This window comes from Photobacterium minamisatsumaniensis (assembly GCF_050336695.1).
In the GTDB taxonomy this organism is placed as follows: domain Bacteria; phylum Pseudomonadota; class Gammaproteobacteria; order Enterobacterales; family Vibrionaceae; genus Photobacterium; species Photobacterium minamisatsumaniensis.
Map to the genome: position 1 here is coordinate 13,001 of NZ_JAKJSI010000040.1, position 18,767 is coordinate 31,767.

15 protein-coding genes are annotated in these 18,767 nt (G+C 41.0%); 14 read left to right on the forward strand and 1 reads right to left on the reverse strand.

The genetic code is table 11. The features are described from left to right. Window positions 1-327: 327 nt before the first annotated feature. The 12 genes from L4D78_RS20490 (at window position 328) to L4D78_RS20545 (ending at window position 16,118) form a co-directional block, all read left to right on the forward strand. Entirely contained in the window at window positions 328-1,587 is a 1,260-nt protein-coding gene (locus tag L4D78_RS20490) for a PP2C family protein-serine/threonine phosphatase (RefSeq protein ID WP_428468651.1), read from the forward strand. Then, a complete protein-coding gene (locus tag L4D78_RS20495) occupies window positions 1,539-1,871 on the forward strand; it encodes an STAS domain-containing protein (protein ID WP_428459709.1) in 333 nt (110 codons plus the stop codon). Before L4D78_RS20490 ends, L4D78_RS20495 begins: the two co-directional genes overlap by 49 nt. Before the next feature lie 11 nt (window positions 1,872-1,882). Continuing rightward, entirely contained in the window at window positions 1,883-3,070 is a 1,188-nt protein-coding gene (locus L4D78_RS20500) for a nucleotidyltransferase family protein (RefSeq protein ID WP_428468652.1), read from the forward strand. A gap of 14 nt (window positions 3,071-3,084) precedes the next feature. Further along, window positions 3,085-3,537 carry an ATP-binding protein gene (locus L4D78_RS20505; RefSeq protein WP_428468653.1) on the forward strand — a complete coding sequence of 151 codons (453 nt, stop codon included), beginning with the start codon at window positions 3,085-3,087 and terminating at the stop codon, window positions 3,535-3,537. A gap of 19 nt (window positions 3,538-3,556) precedes the next feature. After that, a complete protein-coding gene (locus tag L4D78_RS20510) occupies window positions 3,557-5,707 on the forward strand; it encodes a glycoside hydrolase family 2 protein (protein ID WP_428468654.1) in 2,151 nt (716 codons plus the stop codon). Between the two features lie 6 nt (window positions 5,708-5,713). Further along, on the forward strand, window positions 5,714-7,372 hold the full coding sequence (locus L4D78_RS20515) for a glycoside hydrolase family 9 protein (protein ID WP_428468655.1): 1,659 nt from the start codon (window positions 5,714-5,716) through the stop codon (window positions 7,370-7,372). Between the two features lie 14 nt (window positions 7,373-7,386). Next, window positions 7,387-9,255, forward strand: coding sequence for a glycosyltransferase family 2 protein (locus L4D78_RS20520; protein ID WP_428468656.1), 1,869 nt, complete (start codon window positions 7,387-7,389; stop codon window positions 9,253-9,255). Further along, on the forward strand, window positions 9,245-10,564 hold the full coding sequence (locus L4D78_RS20525) for a DUF3131 domain-containing protein (RefSeq protein WP_428468657.1): 1,320 nt from the start codon (window positions 9,245-9,247) through the stop codon (window positions 10,562-10,564). The genes L4D78_RS20520 and L4D78_RS20525 overlap by 11 nt, the downstream gene beginning before the upstream one ends. A 26-nt stretch (window positions 10,565-10,590) precedes the next feature. Then, a complete protein-coding gene (locus L4D78_RS20530; RefSeq protein ID WP_428468658.1) occupies window positions 10,591-11,985 on the forward strand; it encodes a DUF3131 domain-containing protein in 1,395 nt (464 codons plus the stop codon). 29 nt (window positions 11,986-12,014) lie between these two features. Then, complete coding sequence (locus tag L4D78_RS20535) at window positions 12,015-13,397, forward strand: DUF3131 domain-containing protein (RefSeq protein WP_428468659.1); 1,383 nt, start codon at window positions 12,015-12,017, stop codon at window positions 13,395-13,397. After that, entirely contained in the window at window positions 13,394-14,602 is a 1,209-nt protein-coding gene (locus L4D78_RS20540) for a hypothetical protein (RefSeq protein ID WP_428468660.1), read from the forward strand. The genes L4D78_RS20535 and L4D78_RS20540 overlap by 4 nt, the downstream gene beginning before the upstream one ends. Window positions 14,603-14,840: 238 nt before the next feature. Then, window positions 14,841-16,118, forward strand: coding sequence for a glycosyltransferase (locus L4D78_RS20545; protein ID WP_428468661.1), 1,278 nt, complete (start codon window positions 14,841-14,843; stop codon window positions 16,116-16,118). A gap of 108 nt (window positions 16,119-16,226) precedes the next feature. Here the strand turns inward: L4D78_RS20545 and L4D78_RS20550 are convergent, their stop codons facing one another. After that, complete coding sequence (locus tag L4D78_RS20550; RefSeq protein WP_428468662.1) at window positions 16,227-16,592, reverse strand: YcgJ family protein; 366 nt, start codon at window positions 16,590-16,592, stop codon at window positions 16,227-16,229. Window positions 16,593-16,782: 190 nt separating this feature from the next. Here L4D78_RS20550 and L4D78_RS20555 point away from each other — a divergent pair, with 190 nt between their 5' ends. Next, a complete protein-coding gene (locus tag L4D78_RS20555; protein WP_428468663.1) occupies window positions 16,783-17,166 on the forward strand; it encodes a DUF805 domain-containing protein in 384 nt (127 codons plus the stop codon). A gap of 313 nt (window positions 17,167-17,479) precedes the next feature. Then, a complete protein-coding gene (locus tag L4D78_RS20560) occupies window positions 17,480-18,718 on the forward strand; it encodes a hypothetical protein (protein ID WP_428468664.1) in 1,239 nt (412 codons plus the stop codon). The last annotated feature ends 49 nt before the right edge of the window (window positions 18,719-18,767 follow it).

Here is an 18,767-nt window from a genome sequence, read left to right on the forward strand (position 1 = left end):
TCACAAATAATTTACAAACTCATCAATAATATAAGCTTTTGATAAATGTGAGTTCTTCAAAAGTAAAATGGCATATGCTTCTACCATTTACTAGCAATAACTTAGCTAGTTTACAACTGTTAATTGATGCGCAACGTAACTAATACATTGTTTATCTGCTGTTTTTTTGACGCCGTAAACAAAAAAAGCCTATTTTTTTGTGACTATGTGTAAAACTTACTAGACTCTTGGGTATAAGGACGTTGTTGTATATGGACTGGTGGAATGATAGTTTGTATGTAACATGATGAATATTTGTTATAAATATAAGCGAAAGGGTGTTTCAGCATGAAGAATATCCTGTTAGTTGATGATAACAGAACAATGCTGCTCTTTATGGAAAAGGTACTTTCCAAAAGAGGGTATGAGATCACCACCGCAATCGATGGTGCACAAGCACTCAAAATTCTAGATGAAAGGCCTGATATTCAATTTGTATTAAGTGATTGGATGATGCCTGAAATGGACGGCATAGAACTTTGCCATCGTGTGAAATCCTCCGATTACTCTCGCTATTTATTTTTTGTATTGTTGTCGGGTAAAGATGATCAGCAGTCGATTATTAGCGGCATTAATGCTGGAGCTGATGACTTTGTTGTTAAAGATACCCATGTGGATGAACTGGTTGCCAGAATAAAAGCCGGATTCAGAACCTTAGAACTTCATAATGAAATAACGAATAAGAATAACCAACTTGATAGTGCTTACGCCACTATGAAAAAAGATTTAGAGTCTGCGGGAGATATGCTGAAGCGCTTATTGCCGTCAGAGAAAAAGCTTTCCGGGGTCGAATTAAGTTATGTGTCAATTCCGAGTGCGCAAATCGGTGGTGACATGTTGGGTTACATGCAGTTAGATGAAGATAATGTCGGTTTTTATTTATTGGATGTTGCTGGCCATGGGGTTTCATCGGCTTTAATGTCTTTCTCTGTTCAACAAAGCATAGCGATTAATTCTGACAAAGGTTCAATTGTAAAGTCAGCAACTTCCGAGCCTCCTTATTATCGTTTGAATGAACCTCATGAAGTACTAAAACAGCTTAATGATCTGTATTTGAGCGATGATCAAAACTTACTCTACTTCACGATGGCCTATGCCATCTTAAATGTGAAAACAGGAAAGATGTCGTTTTCAATTGCAGGTCATCCACCATTAGTGTGGCTGCATGGTAAAGACAGTAATGCTGAATTTATAGGTCAAGATAGCTTCGTGGTAGGGGCGTTTGATTTTGTTGAATATGAAAGCGCATATGTACAGCTTGAGCCTGGCGATAAAATTTGGATTTATTCAGATGGTATAACGGAAGCAGAAAAAGGAACGACGCAGTTTTCAGAAGATGGATTTAAAAACGCGGTAGTTGAACTAAAAGATCACCCAACAGCCGTGCAAACGGAATTGCTTGTAAATAGAGTGAAAGACTGGCAGCAAGCTGACCAATTTGACGATGACGTCAGTGTGCTTGTTGTAGAGTGGATCGGTTATCCAGAAGGGGAAAAACCATGCAATACGAGATTATCAACAAAGGTCAATGCACAATTCTTCAAATAAAAGAAGATCGTTTTGATGCCAAGCTTGCACCGAGTTTTCGTAGTGAACTTGAGCAGTTAGCTGATTCAATCGGTACACATTTAGTTATGGATCTATCTGAAGTCCGTTTTATGGATAGCAGTGGATTAGGCGCTGTAATGGCTGTCTATAAGATGCTTAGAGGCAAGAAGATTAGTGTAGTTAACCCACAACGTGCAGTTAAAGAGCTGCTTAAATTAACACGTATGGATAAGTTAATTACAAGCTTTGACTCTATTGAAGACGCAGTCGCTACAGTCGCGTAAAGGAGTATTTGATGAAAGGAATGATCCTTGCGGCAGGGAAAGGAACACGGGTTAAACCAATCACCCACACAATACCTAAGCCGATGATCCCAATTTTAGGCAAACCTGTCATGGAGTCAATGATCCAGCTTTTTGCTTCTCATGGGGTTGATAAAATTGTTGTGAATACAAGCCACCTAGCTGAAGTGATTGAAAATTATTTTAGCGATGGCCATCATTTTAACGTTCAACTTTCATATTCGTATGAAGGTGAAATGGTTGATGGGAAATTTGTTAGTAAAGCTCTTGGTTCTGCGGGTGGGATGCGCAAAATCCAAGATTTTTCAGGCTTTTTCGATGAAACATTTGTGGTTGTTTGTGGTGATGCCTGGATAGATTTAGATCTTACGGAAGCCGTGCGCCGCCATAAAGAACGAGGTGGCATTGCAACGATTGTTACCCGTGATGTTGATATCGATGAAGTCAGTAAATATGGCGTTGTAGTAACAGACTCCCACGGCAAAGTGACCAGTTTTCAAGAAAAGCCTGCGAAAGAAGATGCACTGTCAACGCAAATAAATACGGGGATCTATATTTTTGAACCAGCTATTTTTGACTTTATTCCAGTCGGTCAAGAATATGATATTGGTAGTGAACTGTTCCCGCTTTTGGTCGACGAAGGCATTAATTTCTTTGCTACAAGCATGGACTTTCAATGGCTTGATGTTGGTAACATCAGTGATATCTGGACCGTAACCAGTGAAATTCTGCATGGGAAGGTACCGGGGTACCCAATTCCAGGCACACAGGTTAAGCCTGGGATTTGGGTTGGTATCAATACCGTATTTGATTATCACCAATGCGATGTAACACCGCCCGTTATTATCAGTAGCGGTTCTGAAATTCAAAATGGTGCTGTGATTGAAGGTCCTGTTGTTCTCGGCGCGAACTGTAAAGTTGAAACGGGTGCTGTTGTTAAACAAAGCCTAGTCAGCGATTACATACATATTGCTTCTACAGCTTATGTTGACCATAAAACGGTATTTGGTGATTACTTTATTAGTCATGATGGCTTCACGCAATCATTAGCTGAACTTAATGCGGTTCATATGCTGAAAGACCGACGTCAAGTACAACCCGTGGTCGGTTCGATTGGAAGCATACCTGCTTATGTTTCTTCCACACCTGCGAGTATCGAGGAAAAAATATTAACTAAATAGACAGGGGCTGCCTGATGGAAGTTATAACTGAACGTTTTAGCAAGCAGTACAGTACTTCAGCAGAAGTATCACGCTTGATTGCTGAAGATATGCAGCGTTATTTACATGAAAATAATGTATCTCAAGATGTCATTGATCAAGTCGAGTTGTGTTTAGTTGAAGTTGTTAACAATGCCTATGAACACGCTTATCAATATTCTGACGAGTGCCCAATTGAGTTCTCTTGTTTTTTCAATGCAGACAGTGAACTTGTTATTGAAGTATCAGACTATGGTCAATCTATGTCGCGAGAGGAGTTTAGTCGGGCAGTTAAAGGTGAGTTTATAGAACCTGACCCTGATGATCCTGAAACTTGGACGACATCTGGCCGAGGTTTTATTATTGTTGTCCAATTAACAGATGATCTTGAATATATAAGCTCTGGGAAAAAAAATACGTTTAAATTTTTGAAGCGATCTGAAAGCTAGGTGATTTTAAGAGGAAACCATGAGAATAATACTATTATTGACGTTATTCTCATTATCTTCTTGTGCGTTAAATTCCCCTAAGAATGAATGGAATATTAATTCTCAGTCTTTAGATGGAACATGGCGACTTGAGATAATTGATGAAGAACAAGGAAGTTCTGACATTCATGATGTCACTGTACCTGGAAATTGGAATTCAGCAGGTATTGAACATGCAGGTGTAGGTTATTATAGCCGTACATTTTCTGTTGCTGATATTGGCGCCAAATCGCGATATTGGCTTCAGCTTGATGCAGTAGATTATGAATCGGCTGTTATTGTAAATGGTAAACTATTGAAAAAAGGAAGTGGCTACTTTATTCCATTAAACACCGAAGTTAGCAATGTTATTAATGAAGGAATAAATGACTTGAACGTATGGGTTAATAGCCCTGACGAGCCATTAACTAAAGATTGGTCATTGAATAAAACACTTATAAAAGGTGTTTTAAACCATCATGATACACGCCCTGGTGGGGCATGGTCAGATCGCGGACAAGACCAAAATTCTGGCGGAATATGGGGAGGAGTCACTTTACGTGAAACAGGACCTGTTGCAATACAACAAGTTAAAATTTTACCGAGTGTGTTGGATGTTAATTCAGGACTAACTACGGCAAACATTACGCTTTCTATTGATAGCCGTGTTGCTCAAAATGCTACTTTTGAAGTTGCATTGACACCAAATAACGAGCAAGAGGTTGAGGTTTATCAATTCGAGAAAAAGCTCGAATTTGGCCAGAAAAAAGTAACAGTTCAACTACCTGAAGCGGTACGAAAACTATGGTGGCCTTGGGATTGGGGGGAACCCAATTTATATCAAGTTGACGTTAAAGTATTGCTAGAGGGAACCCCTTCAGATAAAGCCACAGAAACAGTTGGTTTTCGTCGCATCCGGCTCGATGACGATAGCAGAAAATTCTATGTGAACGATAAGCCATATTTCATTCGAGGTACAAACTACATTGCGAGTCAGTGGCTTGGTGATATTACCACTCTAGACTATCAATTTGATTTAGCACTAATGCAGCAGGCCAATGTGAACAGTGTTCGTGTTCATGCACATGTTGCGGGCAAATCGTTTTATGACGCGGCAGATAAAGCAGGAATCATCGTTTGGCAAGACTTTCCATTACAGTGGGGGTATAGCGATGATCCTGTTTTTTTAGCGGAAGCCGCTCGGCAAACTCAGGCCATGACTGATCTGCTGTACAACCATGCATCGATTGCATTCTGGTGTGGTCATAATGAACCACCTTGGGATGCTAGCTGGATGCAGTATAAATATGACAGTTACGAACCAGAACAAAATGCAGTTCTTACTGAAAGGGTGTATCAAAAGTTGCTTAGCGCTGGTGATGGACGAATTGTACGCAAAGCATCTTATACCAAGGAGCACCCTTGGTTAGGGTGGTACTCCGGTAAGTATACCGATTATGCAACTTATCAACCGTCAATGATTGTCAGTGAATTTGGCGCACAAGCAATGCCAAGCTGGGAGGTTATTGAGGGGCTTGTTGATAACAAGAAAGAATGGCCACTAACTAAAGCGACAGTTGAGAAGCTGAAATACCATAATTATCAACCCTATGAAACCTTAAAGCTTGCTAATGTGCAACAAGGTGAATCTCTGTCACAGTTTTGGGGAAATTCTCAAGAATATCAAAGAGTAGTAACAAAATTTGCAGCTGAGCATCTAAGATTAAATAAAGATGACGGTGTTGCTGCAATTTACCAGTTTATGTTTGTTGATAGTTGGCCTTCCATTACCTGGTCGGTATTAGATGTTGAGCGAAATGAAAAGCCAGGCTATCAAGCACTTAAGCAAGCTTATCAACCTATTTTAGCGGTTGTAGAGTTAGATAAAAGCCGTTTAGTCGCAGCGGTGTCAATCACGATAATTAATGATTCATTGAGAGCCTTTGAAGGTGCGAAAATTATAATTTCAAATGCTTACAATGATGACAAATGGGTATTTAAGAATGTATCAATACCCGCAAACAAACAAATCAAAGTCATTGATGGTGAGGTTTTAATGGGGATGTCCGAATTTTTGAATATTGAAATTCGAGATCATCAAGGGGTCGTAATAAGCCAAAACCATTATCAGGCTAAAGACTTTAAAGGCTAGGTACATATGACAAGGATGTTGGCGTTATTTTTCGGGGTACTCTCTGCTAGCGCGGTGCAAGCAGAAACTATTGCGGTGAATCAGCAGGGATATTTCCCAACAGGTGACAAACATGCCTATGTATTGTCAGGCAGTACTAAGACCGTCTCTTTATACTCGCTAGATAAAGGAAAAGATGTTCTTCAACTTGATGTACTTGAAACAACAAAATTGGCTGATGAGCGGGTACTTAGTAAAGTGGATTTTTCTGAGTATTCGAATCCAGGTTGGTATCAACTATCGAATGGTGAGAACCAGTCGGCTCCTTTTTTAATCGCTCCTAACGCCTACGAAAACCTGAATAATCGTTTGGTTCATGCGCTTTATTTACAACGCTCTGGCATGCCAATTAATGATGCCTTAACGGGTATGCGTCGCCCTGAAAGCCATATGAGAGATGGGATTATTTTCCGTGGTGATACTTTTCATAAAGAAGGCTCACAGCTTAATGTGACTGGCGGTTGGTATGATGCCGGTGATTTTGGTAAGTATGTTGCCACGACAGCGATCACAGTTGCTCGGTTGTTAGAGGCTTATCGACAAGCGCCTGATTTATACCCAATAGAAGGTTCACAAACATTACCGCCAATTCTTCAAGAGGCAGTATATGGGTTGGATTGGCTTTTAAAAATGCAGCGTGAAGATGGTGCAGTATACCGCAAAGTATCTGGGGCCAAATGGCCCGCAAAAATTGGACCGTGGCAAGATAATCAAACTCGTTATATTTATGGGGTAAGCAGCCCTGAAACGGCCAAATTTGCCGGTGTAATGGCTTTTGCATCACGTACGTTAGCGCCTTTTGATCGCACATTATCTCGTTCTTATTTAAAAGCGGCATTACATGCCGCCAATTACCTTGAATTACAACCAGAACAATATATTGATTGGCTTGCTGGTGATGATAGCGGTTCTGGTCCTTATGTTAAAAATAAAATAGATACAGAACCGTCATTAGATACAGATGTTGATGATCGTCTTTGGGCGTTTGCTGAGCTTTATATCACAACAGGTCAGGGTAAATATCTTGAAATGTTTAAGCAGCATTATGATCCGCGCTGGATTGATATTTTCGAGTGGAAAAACCCAGCAGTAATGGGGGTTTGGCACCTTATTTTAGAAGAGCAGGGTGAGTTTCGCGATACGTTAGCGGCTGATTTACAAACTGTTGCGAACCGGTATGTGCAGCAAGCTCAAACGTCCCCATTTCATATTGCCAATCAACGGTTCATCTGGGGCTCAAACAAGATGACAGCAGAAGCGGGTATTTTAGTTGCTTGGGCTGATTTTGCGAATGCTGAAAAGAATAACCGTACCACCGTTCAATCACAGATTGATTACCTGTTAGGGGCAAATGCGTTTGATATGAGTTTTGTTACTCATAGCGGAACGTATGCGGTTAGACATTTACACCACCTCTATCAAATCGCGACAGGTGTCAGTTTGCCGGGCTTTTTAGTCGGTGGACCTAACGAATTAGCACAAGCTGGTGTAGCACCTAAAAACATGGGCATGCTGAGTTATGTGGATAGTGAAAAGTCATATGCAGTTAATGAGTTTGCAATTGATTATAACGCGAGCCTTATTGGTTTGTTGGCTGTGCATAGAACGTACTTTAACCAAAAATAATCGGAGTTAAAGAAATGGATTTTTATTTTAAGGAGTTTGAGCACCGTAAGCCACCTGAGCCAGTGCCACATAGTATGTCAAGGGAGCTACTGTATCAGTATCTTGCAACGTGTAATCTGACTTTAGGGCTTTGGTATTTATGGTGGCGTTGGTCGTTTGCGCTTAACTATGATGCAATGTGGTTTGCATTCCCATTAGCATTTGCAGAGTCGTGTGCATTTGTTGGATCGGTATTGTTTACGTTTAATCTTTGGAAAACCAAAGACGAACCGAAACGTCCACCACCACACACTATTGATGAGTGTGTGTCAGACGATAGCCCCGAAGGTGGTGATACCCGGCCAATAAGTATTGATGTGTTCTTCCCAACGTATGATGAAGAACCTGAGCTTGTTCGCTTAAGCATTCAAGATGCACAAAAAATTCGATACCCATACGATATTGAAATTAAAATTTTCATACTTGATGATGGCAAACGCCCTGACATGGCGGCTTTAGCTCAAGAAATGGGCGTGGAGTACATCACGCGTGAAAATAATGTTGGGTTTAAAGCGGGTAACCTTCGTAATGCGCTAGAGCAAACATATGGTGATTTTATTGTCATTTGTGATGCTGACACACGTCCGTTTCCGACTATTTTAGAGAATACAATTGGCTACTTTCGTGATCCTGATGTTGCTTGGGTTCAGACGCCACAGTGGTTCTTTGATTTACCCGAGGGTGAACGCTTGCCGAAATGGCTTAACCGTAAAGTAGGCCGGTTCGGGGCAATGTTAGGACGTGGAATCGAGCGTTTTTATGGGCCTGTAACGCTTGGTGAAGACCCGTATGTTAACGACCCGCAAATGTTTTACGATGTTATTCAACGCCGCCGTAATTGGGTAAATGCATCTTTCTGTTGTGGTGCTGGTTCAATACACCGACGCGAAGCGGTGATGGAAGCTGCATTACGGAGTTACAGTGAGCAGATTAGTAAAGAACACCGCGAAGTTGAAAAACAGATCCGTAAAATAACCAAAGAAAAGAGTGTTGATAGTGAAGTGTCAGATAATTTACGTCAGGAAATTATCTTTGATACCGAATTCACACCTTATAAATTCCATGTTTCAGAAGATATTTACACATCTATTGTTCTTCACTCAGATACTGAACGTAATTGGCGATCGGTCCAGCACCCTGAAGTGGAAAGTAAAATGCTCTCTCCTCAAGATTTACAAACTTGGACTGTACAGCGTTTTAAATACTCTGGCGGTTCGATTGATATCTTTATGAACGATAATCCCATACTCAGAAAGGGAATGGATTGGAAACAAAAGATGATGTATGGCGCGAGTTTTTGGTCAAACTTGTCGGCTGTGTGGAATATTATTTTCTTGTTATGTCCTATCATTTATTTCTTAACCAGTATCGCACCAGTAAGTGCCTATGACGTAACGTTTTACCTTCATTTTATTCCATTTGTATTGACGGCTGAATTAGCCATGATGGTCGGAACATGGGGAGTGTCTGGTTATAAGGGGAAAACGAACTTCTTGTCCTTCTTCCCTGTCAATATGCGGGCACTTTGGACGGTATTACGTGGTAGGAAAATAAGCTTCCCAACAACACCGAAAGAACGTCAAACAGGTACTTTTGGAAAATTGGTTATACCTCAAAAAATAATATTTGGCCTAAGCCTATTTAGTATGGGGTTTGCTTGGTTTAGTTATTTAACGGGTGCTTTCGGTAACTATTCGTTAGGCGGACTCATTTTTAATAGCTTCTGGACCGTAAACAATATGATGGCGATGTGGGGCATGATAGCGGCCGCTTATTGGTCGCCACCACCGACAGACAAAGAGCAAGAACAGCAGGAATCTGAGGAATTAGAATATGGAATTTAAACAAGCTTTTGTTAATGCCCGGCATCATATAGTTTTTCTATTAGGGTTATTTACCGCTCTTGCTATCGCTTTCAGTATTGAAACGCGTGATTATGGGCATATCTTAGGTAATATAACGTTTGAGTCACAAGAAGAAATACCGATTCGTGAAAATCGTGTACTCAACGAAGATGAGTTCGTGTGGGCGAATACGGCATGGACATATTTTGAAAATAATTATCAAGAAAATACAGGGCTAGTTAACTCGGTTGATGGTTACCCTTCTACTACGATGTGGGATACCGCATCATATTTAATGGGGCTCTTAGCGGCCGAAAAATTAAATGTGATCAGTAAATCTCAATTTGAGTTACGGATGGAAAAGGCACTACACACCTTGGCTCGATTACCGCTCATTGACGGTAAGCTTCCTAATAAAGCGTACAACACCCAAACGTTGCAAATGGTAGATTATGCAAACCAACCGGTGGAAAATGGTATTGGTTGGTCGGCGATTGATATTGGGCGTATTCTTGTGCCGCTAAATATTATGGTTTGGCAGTATCCACAGTTTAATAAACACGTGAATGATGTACTGAACCATTGGGATGTGAGTGTCATGATTAAAGATGGCTACTTATATGGTTCCCGCCCTTCAAATAAAGAAGAAGGGATGGAATTGGTACAAGAAGGCCGTATCGGCTATGAGGAGTATGCATCGAAAGCCATGTCTTTGATGGGACGTGATGTATTTAATGCAATGAAATATATCGACTACCTTGAAATGGTTGAAATTGACGGTGTTGATATTCCTACAGATTTACGTGACCCTGCTAGGTTCCATGCACATAACTATGTGGTGAGTGAGTCTTACATTCTTGATAGTTTAGAATTTGGTGCTGATAGTGTGTCGAAAATATTTTCACACCGAGTTTATAAAGCGCAGGAAAATCGCTATAACCGCACTGGTATATTAACGGCAGTGAGTGAAGATAATGTCGATGAAGCCCCTTATTTCGTCTACAACACGGTTTTCTCTGATGGTAAAGCGTGGAATGCCATTTCAGATCAGGGTGATGATGCCTCGCATTTGAAAACGCTATCGACTAAAGCCGCATTTGGTTGGTACGCACTTTATGATACACCGTATACAGACCTATTAATTGATGATGCAAAAGCGTTGTTCTCAGATGATAAGGGGTGGTATTCAGGTCGCTATGAAAGTGACGGAAGAGTCAATAAAGCAGTAACCGCAAATACAAACGGTATTGTTCTTGAATCTTTGGCTTATATCGAAAATGGAGCATTACTGAGTGTTGGTGCTAAGTAAACCGCAGCTATGATAGGGAGTGTCGTATGCGTTATATCATTGTTTGCCTTTTAGGGGTGTTAGCTACCGGTTGCGGTAATAAATACAATAGCTTTTCTGACGATGTGGTTGAGCGAAAGAGTCATTGGTCGACGCCTAAACCTCGTCAGGGGCCATTGACAGAAAAAGAAATGGATATGGCTCGTATTGCTTGGAAGTATTTTGAAAATAACTATCAGGAATCAACTGGGCTAGTAAATGCGGTAAATAACTATCCGTCTGTTACATTGTGGGACACCGCCTCTTATTTAGCTGGCATGGTGAGTGTCTACGAATTAGGCATTATTGAAAAAGAGGAATTTGACCGACGATTTATTCGTCTGTTAACAACCTTAAATACACTGGATTTGTTCAGGAATGAGCTTCCCAATAAGGCTTATAATACTCAGACGGCTGCGAAAGTAGACTATGGTAACCAGCCTGGTGAGATTGGCTATTCAGCGTTAGACCTTGGTCGTTTGCTTATTTGGCTTCATATCATTAAACACCGCTATCCTGAGTATGCAACAGGTATAGATTCTGTCATGTTGCGCTGGAACTATTGTAATGTCGTCGATGAAAATGGCACGATGTTTGGGGCATTACTTGAAAAAGACAAACCCGTGCAGTACCTGCAAGAAGGGCGTTTAGGTTACGAAGAGTATGCAGCGAAAGGTTTTCAACTTTGGGGGTTTGATACAACGCAAGCTTCATTAGCGGAACCATATAGCACCATTAACTTATATGGCTATGACATTCCTTATGACACTCGTGACCCACGAAAGCTAAAAGCACACAGCTACGTCGTAACAGAAAGTTATGTTCTTGATGGTATAGAGCTGGGGTGGGATGAGTTTGATGATCGTTCTCCTCATGATTATAACTACTCGAGTGATTGGATTGCCGAATTTGGATTACAAATATACCGAGTACAAGAAGAGCGTTATAAGCAAACGGGTATTATTACTGCGCGTACTGAGCACCAGTTAGCGGGGCCTCCGTATTTCGTGTATGACACAATTTATACAGATGGTTTTGCTTGGAATACCATTTCTGAAACTGGCGACTTTTTACCTCAATTCTCGGCTGTTGCTATTAAAGGTGCGATGGGGATGTGGGTACTATGGGAGACCGAATATACAGATTTATTGTTTGACCACATTTCGCATCTGTACGACCGCGAGAAAGGTTTTTATGAAGGGATCTTCGAAAATGGCACAGGTTTAATTGAGACCTTTACGTCGAACAATAACGGTATTACATTAGAAATTCTATTGTATAAAGCTCAGGGTAAGCTTCTTCAGTATCAGGATAATGTAGCGCCAAGCTTATGGGAAAAAGCATTGGAATCACCATTTGGCTATGAAGGCCAATGTTTACCGCGGAAAAAACGACAGCAATAAGCTGTTTCTTCTCAGTTAAAAGGATGTAGATGTTGAGAAAAGCGGTAATTGTATCTTCTGTATTCTACCTCGCATCATGCGGGGTAGTTTATCAGGGGGTACAAAGTGGAATGACAAGCATGAACGAATCGCAAGTTATTCGCCAAGGGCGCTATGGAGAACTGACAGAGCAAGAGCTTGAGTGGGCTGAAACTGCATGGACATACGTTGAAAATAACACTGATCTTACTACTGGATTAGTGAATTCGCTCGACAATTACCCGACAACAAATTTATCTAACCTCGCTGATTACCTTATGGCCTTAATGGCCGCTCAAGAATTTCAATTTATTACCAGCAAAGAGCACGATGAGCGCTTGACGCTAGTATTGAGCTTTTTAAATGAAATGCCTCTTGGTTTAACGGGAGTTCCGAATAAGGTCTATAGCACAGGTACTGGCCAGATGGTCGATTATGCCAATCAACCAGGAGAGCTTGGTTGGTCATCAATAGACATTGGTCGGTTACTAATTGTATTGGCAATGACCAAGCAACGAAACCCAGAGTTTTCAGAGTACATAGATAAAGCGGTATTACGTTGGAACTTCTGTGAATTAGTGACTGAAGAAGGCGAACTATATGGAGGGGTAATCAATGACGGACAAGTCCAACGTTTTAAGGAAGGGCGTTTAGGCATTGAAGAATATACTGCATATGGTTATCTAGATTGGAAAATTGTACCTGATAAAGCCATGATGCTTGACCCCTATGAAGTGGTCACAATCAATGGTATCGATTTGCTGTTTGATGGACGAGATCCTCGTCATTACGATGTACTCCGGCCGGTTTATAGCACGCCGTATTTGTTGCTGGGTATGGAGTTTAACTGGGACAAGATAAACGATAAGTCGTCCAGTGACTCAGTTCATAGCAATGAGGTACTTGCCGCTATGGCGGATTCAGTTTATCGCATACAGGAGTCACGCTGGAATCAAGACCGAATATATACCGCACGAGGCGAGCATGTTGTTACGGGAGAACCGTATTTTGTATACGATAGCATTTATGCGCTAGGTACGCCGTGGATCACCATTGCTGAAGATGGTAGCGATCATGACGAAAAAGCGCTTGTATCAACACGTGTTGCGTTTCAGATGTGGGCTCTATGGAAGACAGATTATACTAAGCGGCTAATGACTCTAGTTAGAGAACTCTATGATCCTGATCGCGGTTGGTATGAAGGGCGCTATGAATTAACCAGCAGTTATGAAAAGAGTATTACCCTTCAAACGAATGCAGGAGTGATGGAAGCATTATTGTATAAAGCTAATGGTAAGCTTTATAAACCGCGTGGGGAAAGGGAGTTTCGTGATGTACAGTTTGACTCTCGCTTTTATCACCCTGGAAGGTGCTTAGTGGAGACGTTCCAATGAGCGCAATATGCAGATTCATAATAATCAGCCTTTTTGCTTTGTTGCCAGTAATAACCAGCCATGCTGCAACGGTTGATGTGGCTTTGTCGCACTATACCAAGGCCACTCACTTGGCGAGCCTTGGACGCTATGAGCAAGCATCAGAACAATGGCATCGATTAACCATTATTTTCTTGAGTTCAGAAGCCAAGCTCGGCCGTAAACGGATGTGGCAATACGCGGGTTTATCAGAAGCCTTGGCAGCTGTTGCTGCGGATAAAGCCAATAATGCCGATGCTTATCAATACTGGGCGGATAGTACACGTTATTTGATGACTGGCGGTACGAACTGGGATCAAATGCGCAAGAAGCTTCATCGTCGATATGAAAGGGCAAACACCTTGCTATCGACTCAATTACAGGTGGCTGATTTAGCATCAAGTATTGATGCCGAGTGGCAACAAGAACTAACAACATTACAAGTTTGGGATGAAAAACTCGGTTTGTATCGGTTTAAAAGTCCTAAGCTTGGCTTGCAAGATGCAAGAGACTATCAAGTACCATCAAACATCCAACCTGCGCCTATACAAAAACCTGTGACTGTTTATCAACCAAGGACTGGTGGGAAAAAGCTCAGTGGGCTAAATAAAACCTTCAGTAATGAGCAACAATTTGTGCCAGTTGTTGAGCCCACTCTCGACGTCGTTCCTGATCAAGCAAAAGAGAGGAATCTAAAGCAGAGCCAAGGCGCTGAAACACAGAAATTAAGCACTGAGAAAGTGGAAGTAATTGATACGGAGTCTTCTGTTACTCGGCACTTAATTGTAACGGATGCTGGTATTAAGCTTGATACGGCCCCAGTGATGAGTAAAGGCATTATTATTGCCCCAGATGCTAGGTTAGCAGCAGATGAACAATTAAAGAAAGGTCCGGTTAAAATAGTGAAGGTTGAAGAGGCGGTCATCGAAATAGATGCTATAGAAGTCGGTGCTGAAGACGCTGTCATCGCCACACCTATTGAAGCATTAGAGTTTGAGGAACAGGCAGTTGGCCCAGTATCGACGGCTGAGGCAACCCCTGATCCTTTAGAGGAAAAAGAAGCTACAAAGCTTAATGAATTCAATACAACTATTATCCCTCGGGCAAACCTTGATAGCTCAGATAGCCGTGGCGTTAAAGCGATTCAAAGAAGAAGTTTTGCACCTGTTACAGAAGCTCAAAATTAAAAGGTATCAAGTTTATTTTCTTCCCTTAACACATAGATTATATACCGCTACTTTTATCAATCCGATATATATCGGCACTTTATGATATGACATAACACAAGCAGTGTGATGCAGGTATAAACATATGAAATCTGTTGTGTAATTTTTTTGTCTTTATCAACCCTATTACTATGATTAACTTAAGCCCCGTTGTTGTTGTGGGCGAGTGTTTAAAGGAGTTAGTCAGAAGGAATAGGCAATGACAGCATCAGAGAAAATTGTACAAAAGGCTTTGACTGAAGCAAGTGATTACTTTGATTTAACTGATTCAAGTCATCAAAAAAGGCTGCTAGCGTTAGCCAATACGCTTTATTGCCTAAAAGATATCCCAACCAGTTATTATCAAGAGTTACTTTCATCTAAGCCCCAGCCTCTAGAGTTTCGTCTTGCGGTAAAATTAGTGGAGTCACGCCGCTATATTTTGAAGTTGAATAAGCCATTAACGGTGGGTGTTGTCTTCGCCATGTGGGGCGAACATAATCGACTGAATGAAAAAACAGTTTCAAATCCAAATGGTGAAGATTCATTAAAGGCCAAAATTAACCAGTTAAATTGGGTTACTCAAGGAACTGCCGTTGATTGGCATTTATACCCTGTTGATGACGGCTGCCCGCATGGTAGTGCCGAAATTTCTGAAAGTATTTTAAGTGATCACCCCGATAAGAATAAGGTAACGGTATTGCGTTTGGTTGATGCTTTACCCACTCAAATTGGTCCGTTAGCCAATTTAGCCAATGCTGATGAATCCCGTAAAGGTGGGGCAATTATTTATGGTTGTCAGAAAGCCCTTGAAGATCGTGTCAACTGTGTCGCTTATACCGATGCTGATAACTCAGTTCACCTTGGTCAATTAGGGTTACTACTCAAACCGTATATTAATGATAATGCAAAGGTTGTCCTCGGTAATCGTAAACACCCAGATTCAATTTTAATTAAGCAGGAAGAGCGTTGGGGGGTTGGAATTAAAACATTACGACATATGCAGCGAATGCTAGGTCGAGCGATTTTTTCTAATGGTATTAAAGACACCCAAGCTGCATTCAAGCTTTATGATAAAGAGGTAATTAAAGCCATTCTTGCTGCACCATCGGTATATGACTTTTCTTTTGATACCGATTGGATTTTTGCTGCAATGAAAGGTGATTTTGAATTACAGACGGTGCCTTTTGCTTTTATTGACTCTGCGGCAGAATCCGCATCGATTGTTCAAGGCCCGATGACTACGTGGTATACCTTGCTAAGTGGATTAGCAAAAGCCGCGCAAGACAGAGACATTGATCATAATGCGCATATGGCAACGGTTTTCGAGAAGCAAATCAAAAGTCACGAAGACTTGGAATTAATTATAAACACTTTACCGCCTGAGTTGGTTGATGTTGAAGATGCCCAATTAGGCGATCCGCTAGTATTGTCACCCACACAGCTAGAAACGTGGTTAATAGAAATGAAACAGCTGCAAGCTGAAACAGTTTCATAGCTTTGCCACGATAACGTGAAAATGGCAATGTAGAAAATGATTATAATGATAAAACGCGTAGATATTCTCTACGCGTTTTTAATGAGAATGATAATCATGGTAGAGATATTAGTCGTGAAATAAAATATCGTTATATTCTGTTGCTTGAATGTCAGAAAAACGATCTTCAAGGCACTGTTTTGTTTCAGAATCACAGTAAACTTTATTGCTTAATGAGTAGCGTGTGGTGTCAAAATTTTCACTGCCTACATCATTGATGAGCTTCATCATTTTATCTTGTGCCTCTTGGCCTAAGTACTCTTTAGTAAATGCCATGGAAATACCATAACTATCGACGCAAAACCCTGCTTTATCGTCACAAATAACACCGTTGTCAGGTGAGTAAATATGCTCAGATAGTGAGACTTGTGCTTGAACAAGGCCATAACTGAGGAAAAACAACACGTGCAAGATAAGCAGTAAGGCAATTCTCATAATGTCACCAGTAGAGGTCGTTGATGCTGTTAAGGATAGTGTTTCTTTTACAAGCTAATGTAACCTTTCAGAGAAATGGCGATCGTATTTGGGCTTTTCAAATAGGGATTCAGGTGTTTACTCGATAGTGAGCCAATAACAAAATCGATCATCATATAAGCTTATTAATATCAAAAGAAAGGATAGAGTAATGAACTGGTATTTATATGTACTTAAAAAGTACGCGGTGTTTACTGGGCGGGCACGCAGGCAAGAGTATTGGTACTTTATATTAATTAATATGCTTATTAGTTTTGCGCTTCAGATGATAAATCAATGGTTTATTAATCCAGCAGACTCAGGTGGGGGTGTGTTGGGCGTTATCTATTCGCTGGCAATATTAGTACCGACATTGGCTGTCAGTGTTCGACGTTTGCATGACACAGGAAAGAAAGGCTGGTGGTTATTATTGGGTTTAATTCCGGTTGTTGGTGTGCTGGTTTTGATTTTCTTTTTTATACAAGACAGCGAAGTAACGAGTAATGTGTATGGACCAAACCCTAAACATGAAGGATCAGTACACATGAGTATCTAATGCTCCTCGCCTGTGAGGTTACTTGGATGACATTCTGAGTATTTAAAATAAGAAAATATTCTTATTTATGAGAATGGAGACAGATTCTTTCATCTAATAATGGTTGTATTCAGTTCATTATACTCTTTTCAAACAACAGCATACAGTTTTCAACTGTCTACTTTTCCCTCAAAAGATATATCATTCACTCTTCTACACTTAATCAGGTAATTATACATACGTGCCTTATCGGTGGTGCTATATCGCGATTAAGGCTGTTTTAAGTTGGCTAATAAAATTTATAAGATGCTACAGATTGTCTTGGAGTATCATAATGAAAATTAACAAGATAACACTTACCTTGCTAGCTGTGTTTATTGGCTTTTCCACTCAAGGCTTAGCTTCTGGTAAATACGACAAAGATGACGATAATTCGTATTACAGTGGGCAAGGTTCTAACAGTGGCAAAGGTAACAGCGGGAAAGGTCATAAGTATGGCCGTGACTCGTATGATGAGTATGAGAGTGATGATAGCTACGGTGATAGTAGTGATTCTGATTATTCAAGCTCAGGTGGTGATGGCTACGGCAACAGTGGTGGATCGGATTATTCACACTCAGGTGGCGATGGCTACGGCAATAGTGGTGGCTCGGATTATTCACACTCAGGTGGTGATGGCTACGGCTACGGTAACAGTGGCGGCTCGGATTATTCACAATCGGGTGGTGATGGCTACGGTAACAGTGGCGGCTCGGATTATTCACATTCAGATGATGGCTATGGCGATAGTGACGACTCAGATTACTCTCATTCAGATGATGGCTATGGCGATAGTGACGACTCAGATTACTCTCATTCAGACGATAGCTATGGCGACGAAGAAAGTACCAGTAAACGTCTGGCTGTAAGGCTTATTGGTTCTGGTGACATGTATGAAGGAGAAGTGCCAGATATTGATGGTGATAAAAACCCTGATCCCGCGATTTGCTTTGATGTTGATGTGCAGAATATTGCTGATGGTGAGGTGATTGGTAGTGCAACAGACTGTTTATCAGAGGTAACACCCGATGGCGGAGGGGGGGGATTAAAGTTAATTGGTACAACTTTCTTTTACTTACCTGATGGCTTAGTTGTGACGAGAGGCTTAACGACGGTTCAGCCAGTATTACAAGATACGATTACCCCTGAAGGCCAGACTATTACTCATATTACTGGTGCTTCAAGTGATCAAAACAGTGTAATTAAAACCAGTGGTGATTATTGGTGGCATAAAGGGACAGCACGACTATCAGGTATGGTAGATATGTCAGGCTTTGGTGGTGGAGTTGGCGATCCTATTTACTTCGACTGCTTGTTCATTATTGATCTGGAGAAAATGGAAAAACCAACCTATTGGAAAAATTGGTATCGTCATCATTACTATAAAGATAGCCGTTATGATGGCAGAAAAGATGGCAACAAACAGTACGATAGATATGAAAGTTATTCATCGGAATCTGATGATGGACATTCCTATCAATCGTCGACTAGCACCCACTACTATTCTAGCTCTTCAAACTCTTCGGGTTACTAGTATCTGAAATGTTCAAAATAAAACCCAGAGCATCACTCTGGGTTTTATT

Bases quoted from the DNA above. Each gene is read 5' to 3' on its own strand.
- L4D78_RS20490 (WP_428468651.1), top strand. From the start codon at position 328: ATGAAGAATATCCTGTTAGTTGATGATAACAGAACAATGCTGCTCTTT.
- L4D78_RS20495 (WP_428459709.1), top strand. From the start codon at position 1,539: ATGCAATACGAGATTATCAACAAAGGTCAATGCACAATTCTTCAAATA.
- L4D78_RS20500 (WP_428468652.1), top strand. From the start codon at position 1,883: ATGAAAGGAATGATCCTTGCGGCAGGGAAAGGAACACGGGTTAAACCA.
- L4D78_RS20505 (WP_428468653.1), top strand. From the start codon at position 3,085: ATGGAAGTTATAACTGAACGTTTTAGCAAGCAGTACAGTACTTCAGCA.
- L4D78_RS20510 (WP_428468654.1), top strand. From the start codon at position 3,557: ATGAGAATAATACTATTATTGACGTTATTCTCATTATCTTCTTGTGCG.
- L4D78_RS20515 (WP_428468655.1), top strand. From the start codon at position 5,714: ATGACAAGGATGTTGGCGTTATTTTTCGGGGTACTCTCTGCTAGCGCG.
- L4D78_RS20520 (WP_428468656.1), top strand. From the start codon at position 7,387: ATGGATTTTTATTTTAAGGAGTTTGAGCACCGTAAGCCACCTGAGCCA.
- L4D78_RS20525 (WP_428468657.1), top strand. From the start codon at position 9,245: ATGGAATTTAAACAAGCTTTTGTTAATGCCCGGCATCATATAGTTTTT.
- L4D78_RS20530 (WP_428468658.1), top strand. From the start codon at position 10,591: ATGCGTTATATCATTGTTTGCCTTTTAGGGGTGTTAGCTACCGGTTGC.
- L4D78_RS20535 (WP_428468659.1), top strand. From the start codon at position 12,015: ATGTTGAGAAAAGCGGTAATTGTATCTTCTGTATTCTACCTCGCATCA.
- L4D78_RS20540 (WP_428468660.1), top strand. From the start codon at position 13,394: ATGAGCGCAATATGCAGATTCATAATAATCAGCCTTTTTGCTTTGTTG.
- L4D78_RS20545 (WP_428468661.1), top strand. From the start codon at position 14,841: ATGACAGCATCAGAGAAAATTGTACAAAAGGCTTTGACTGAAGCAAGT.
- L4D78_RS20550 (WP_428468662.1), bottom strand. From the start codon at position 16,592: ATGAGAATTGCCTTACTGCTTATCTTGCACGTGTTGTTTTTCCTCAGT.
- L4D78_RS20555 (WP_428468663.1), top strand. From the start codon at position 16,783: ATGAACTGGTATTTATATGTACTTAAAAAGTACGCGGTGTTTACTGGG.
- L4D78_RS20560 (WP_428468664.1), top strand. From the start codon at position 17,480: ATGAAAATTAACAAGATAACACTTACCTTGCTAGCTGTGTTTATTGGC.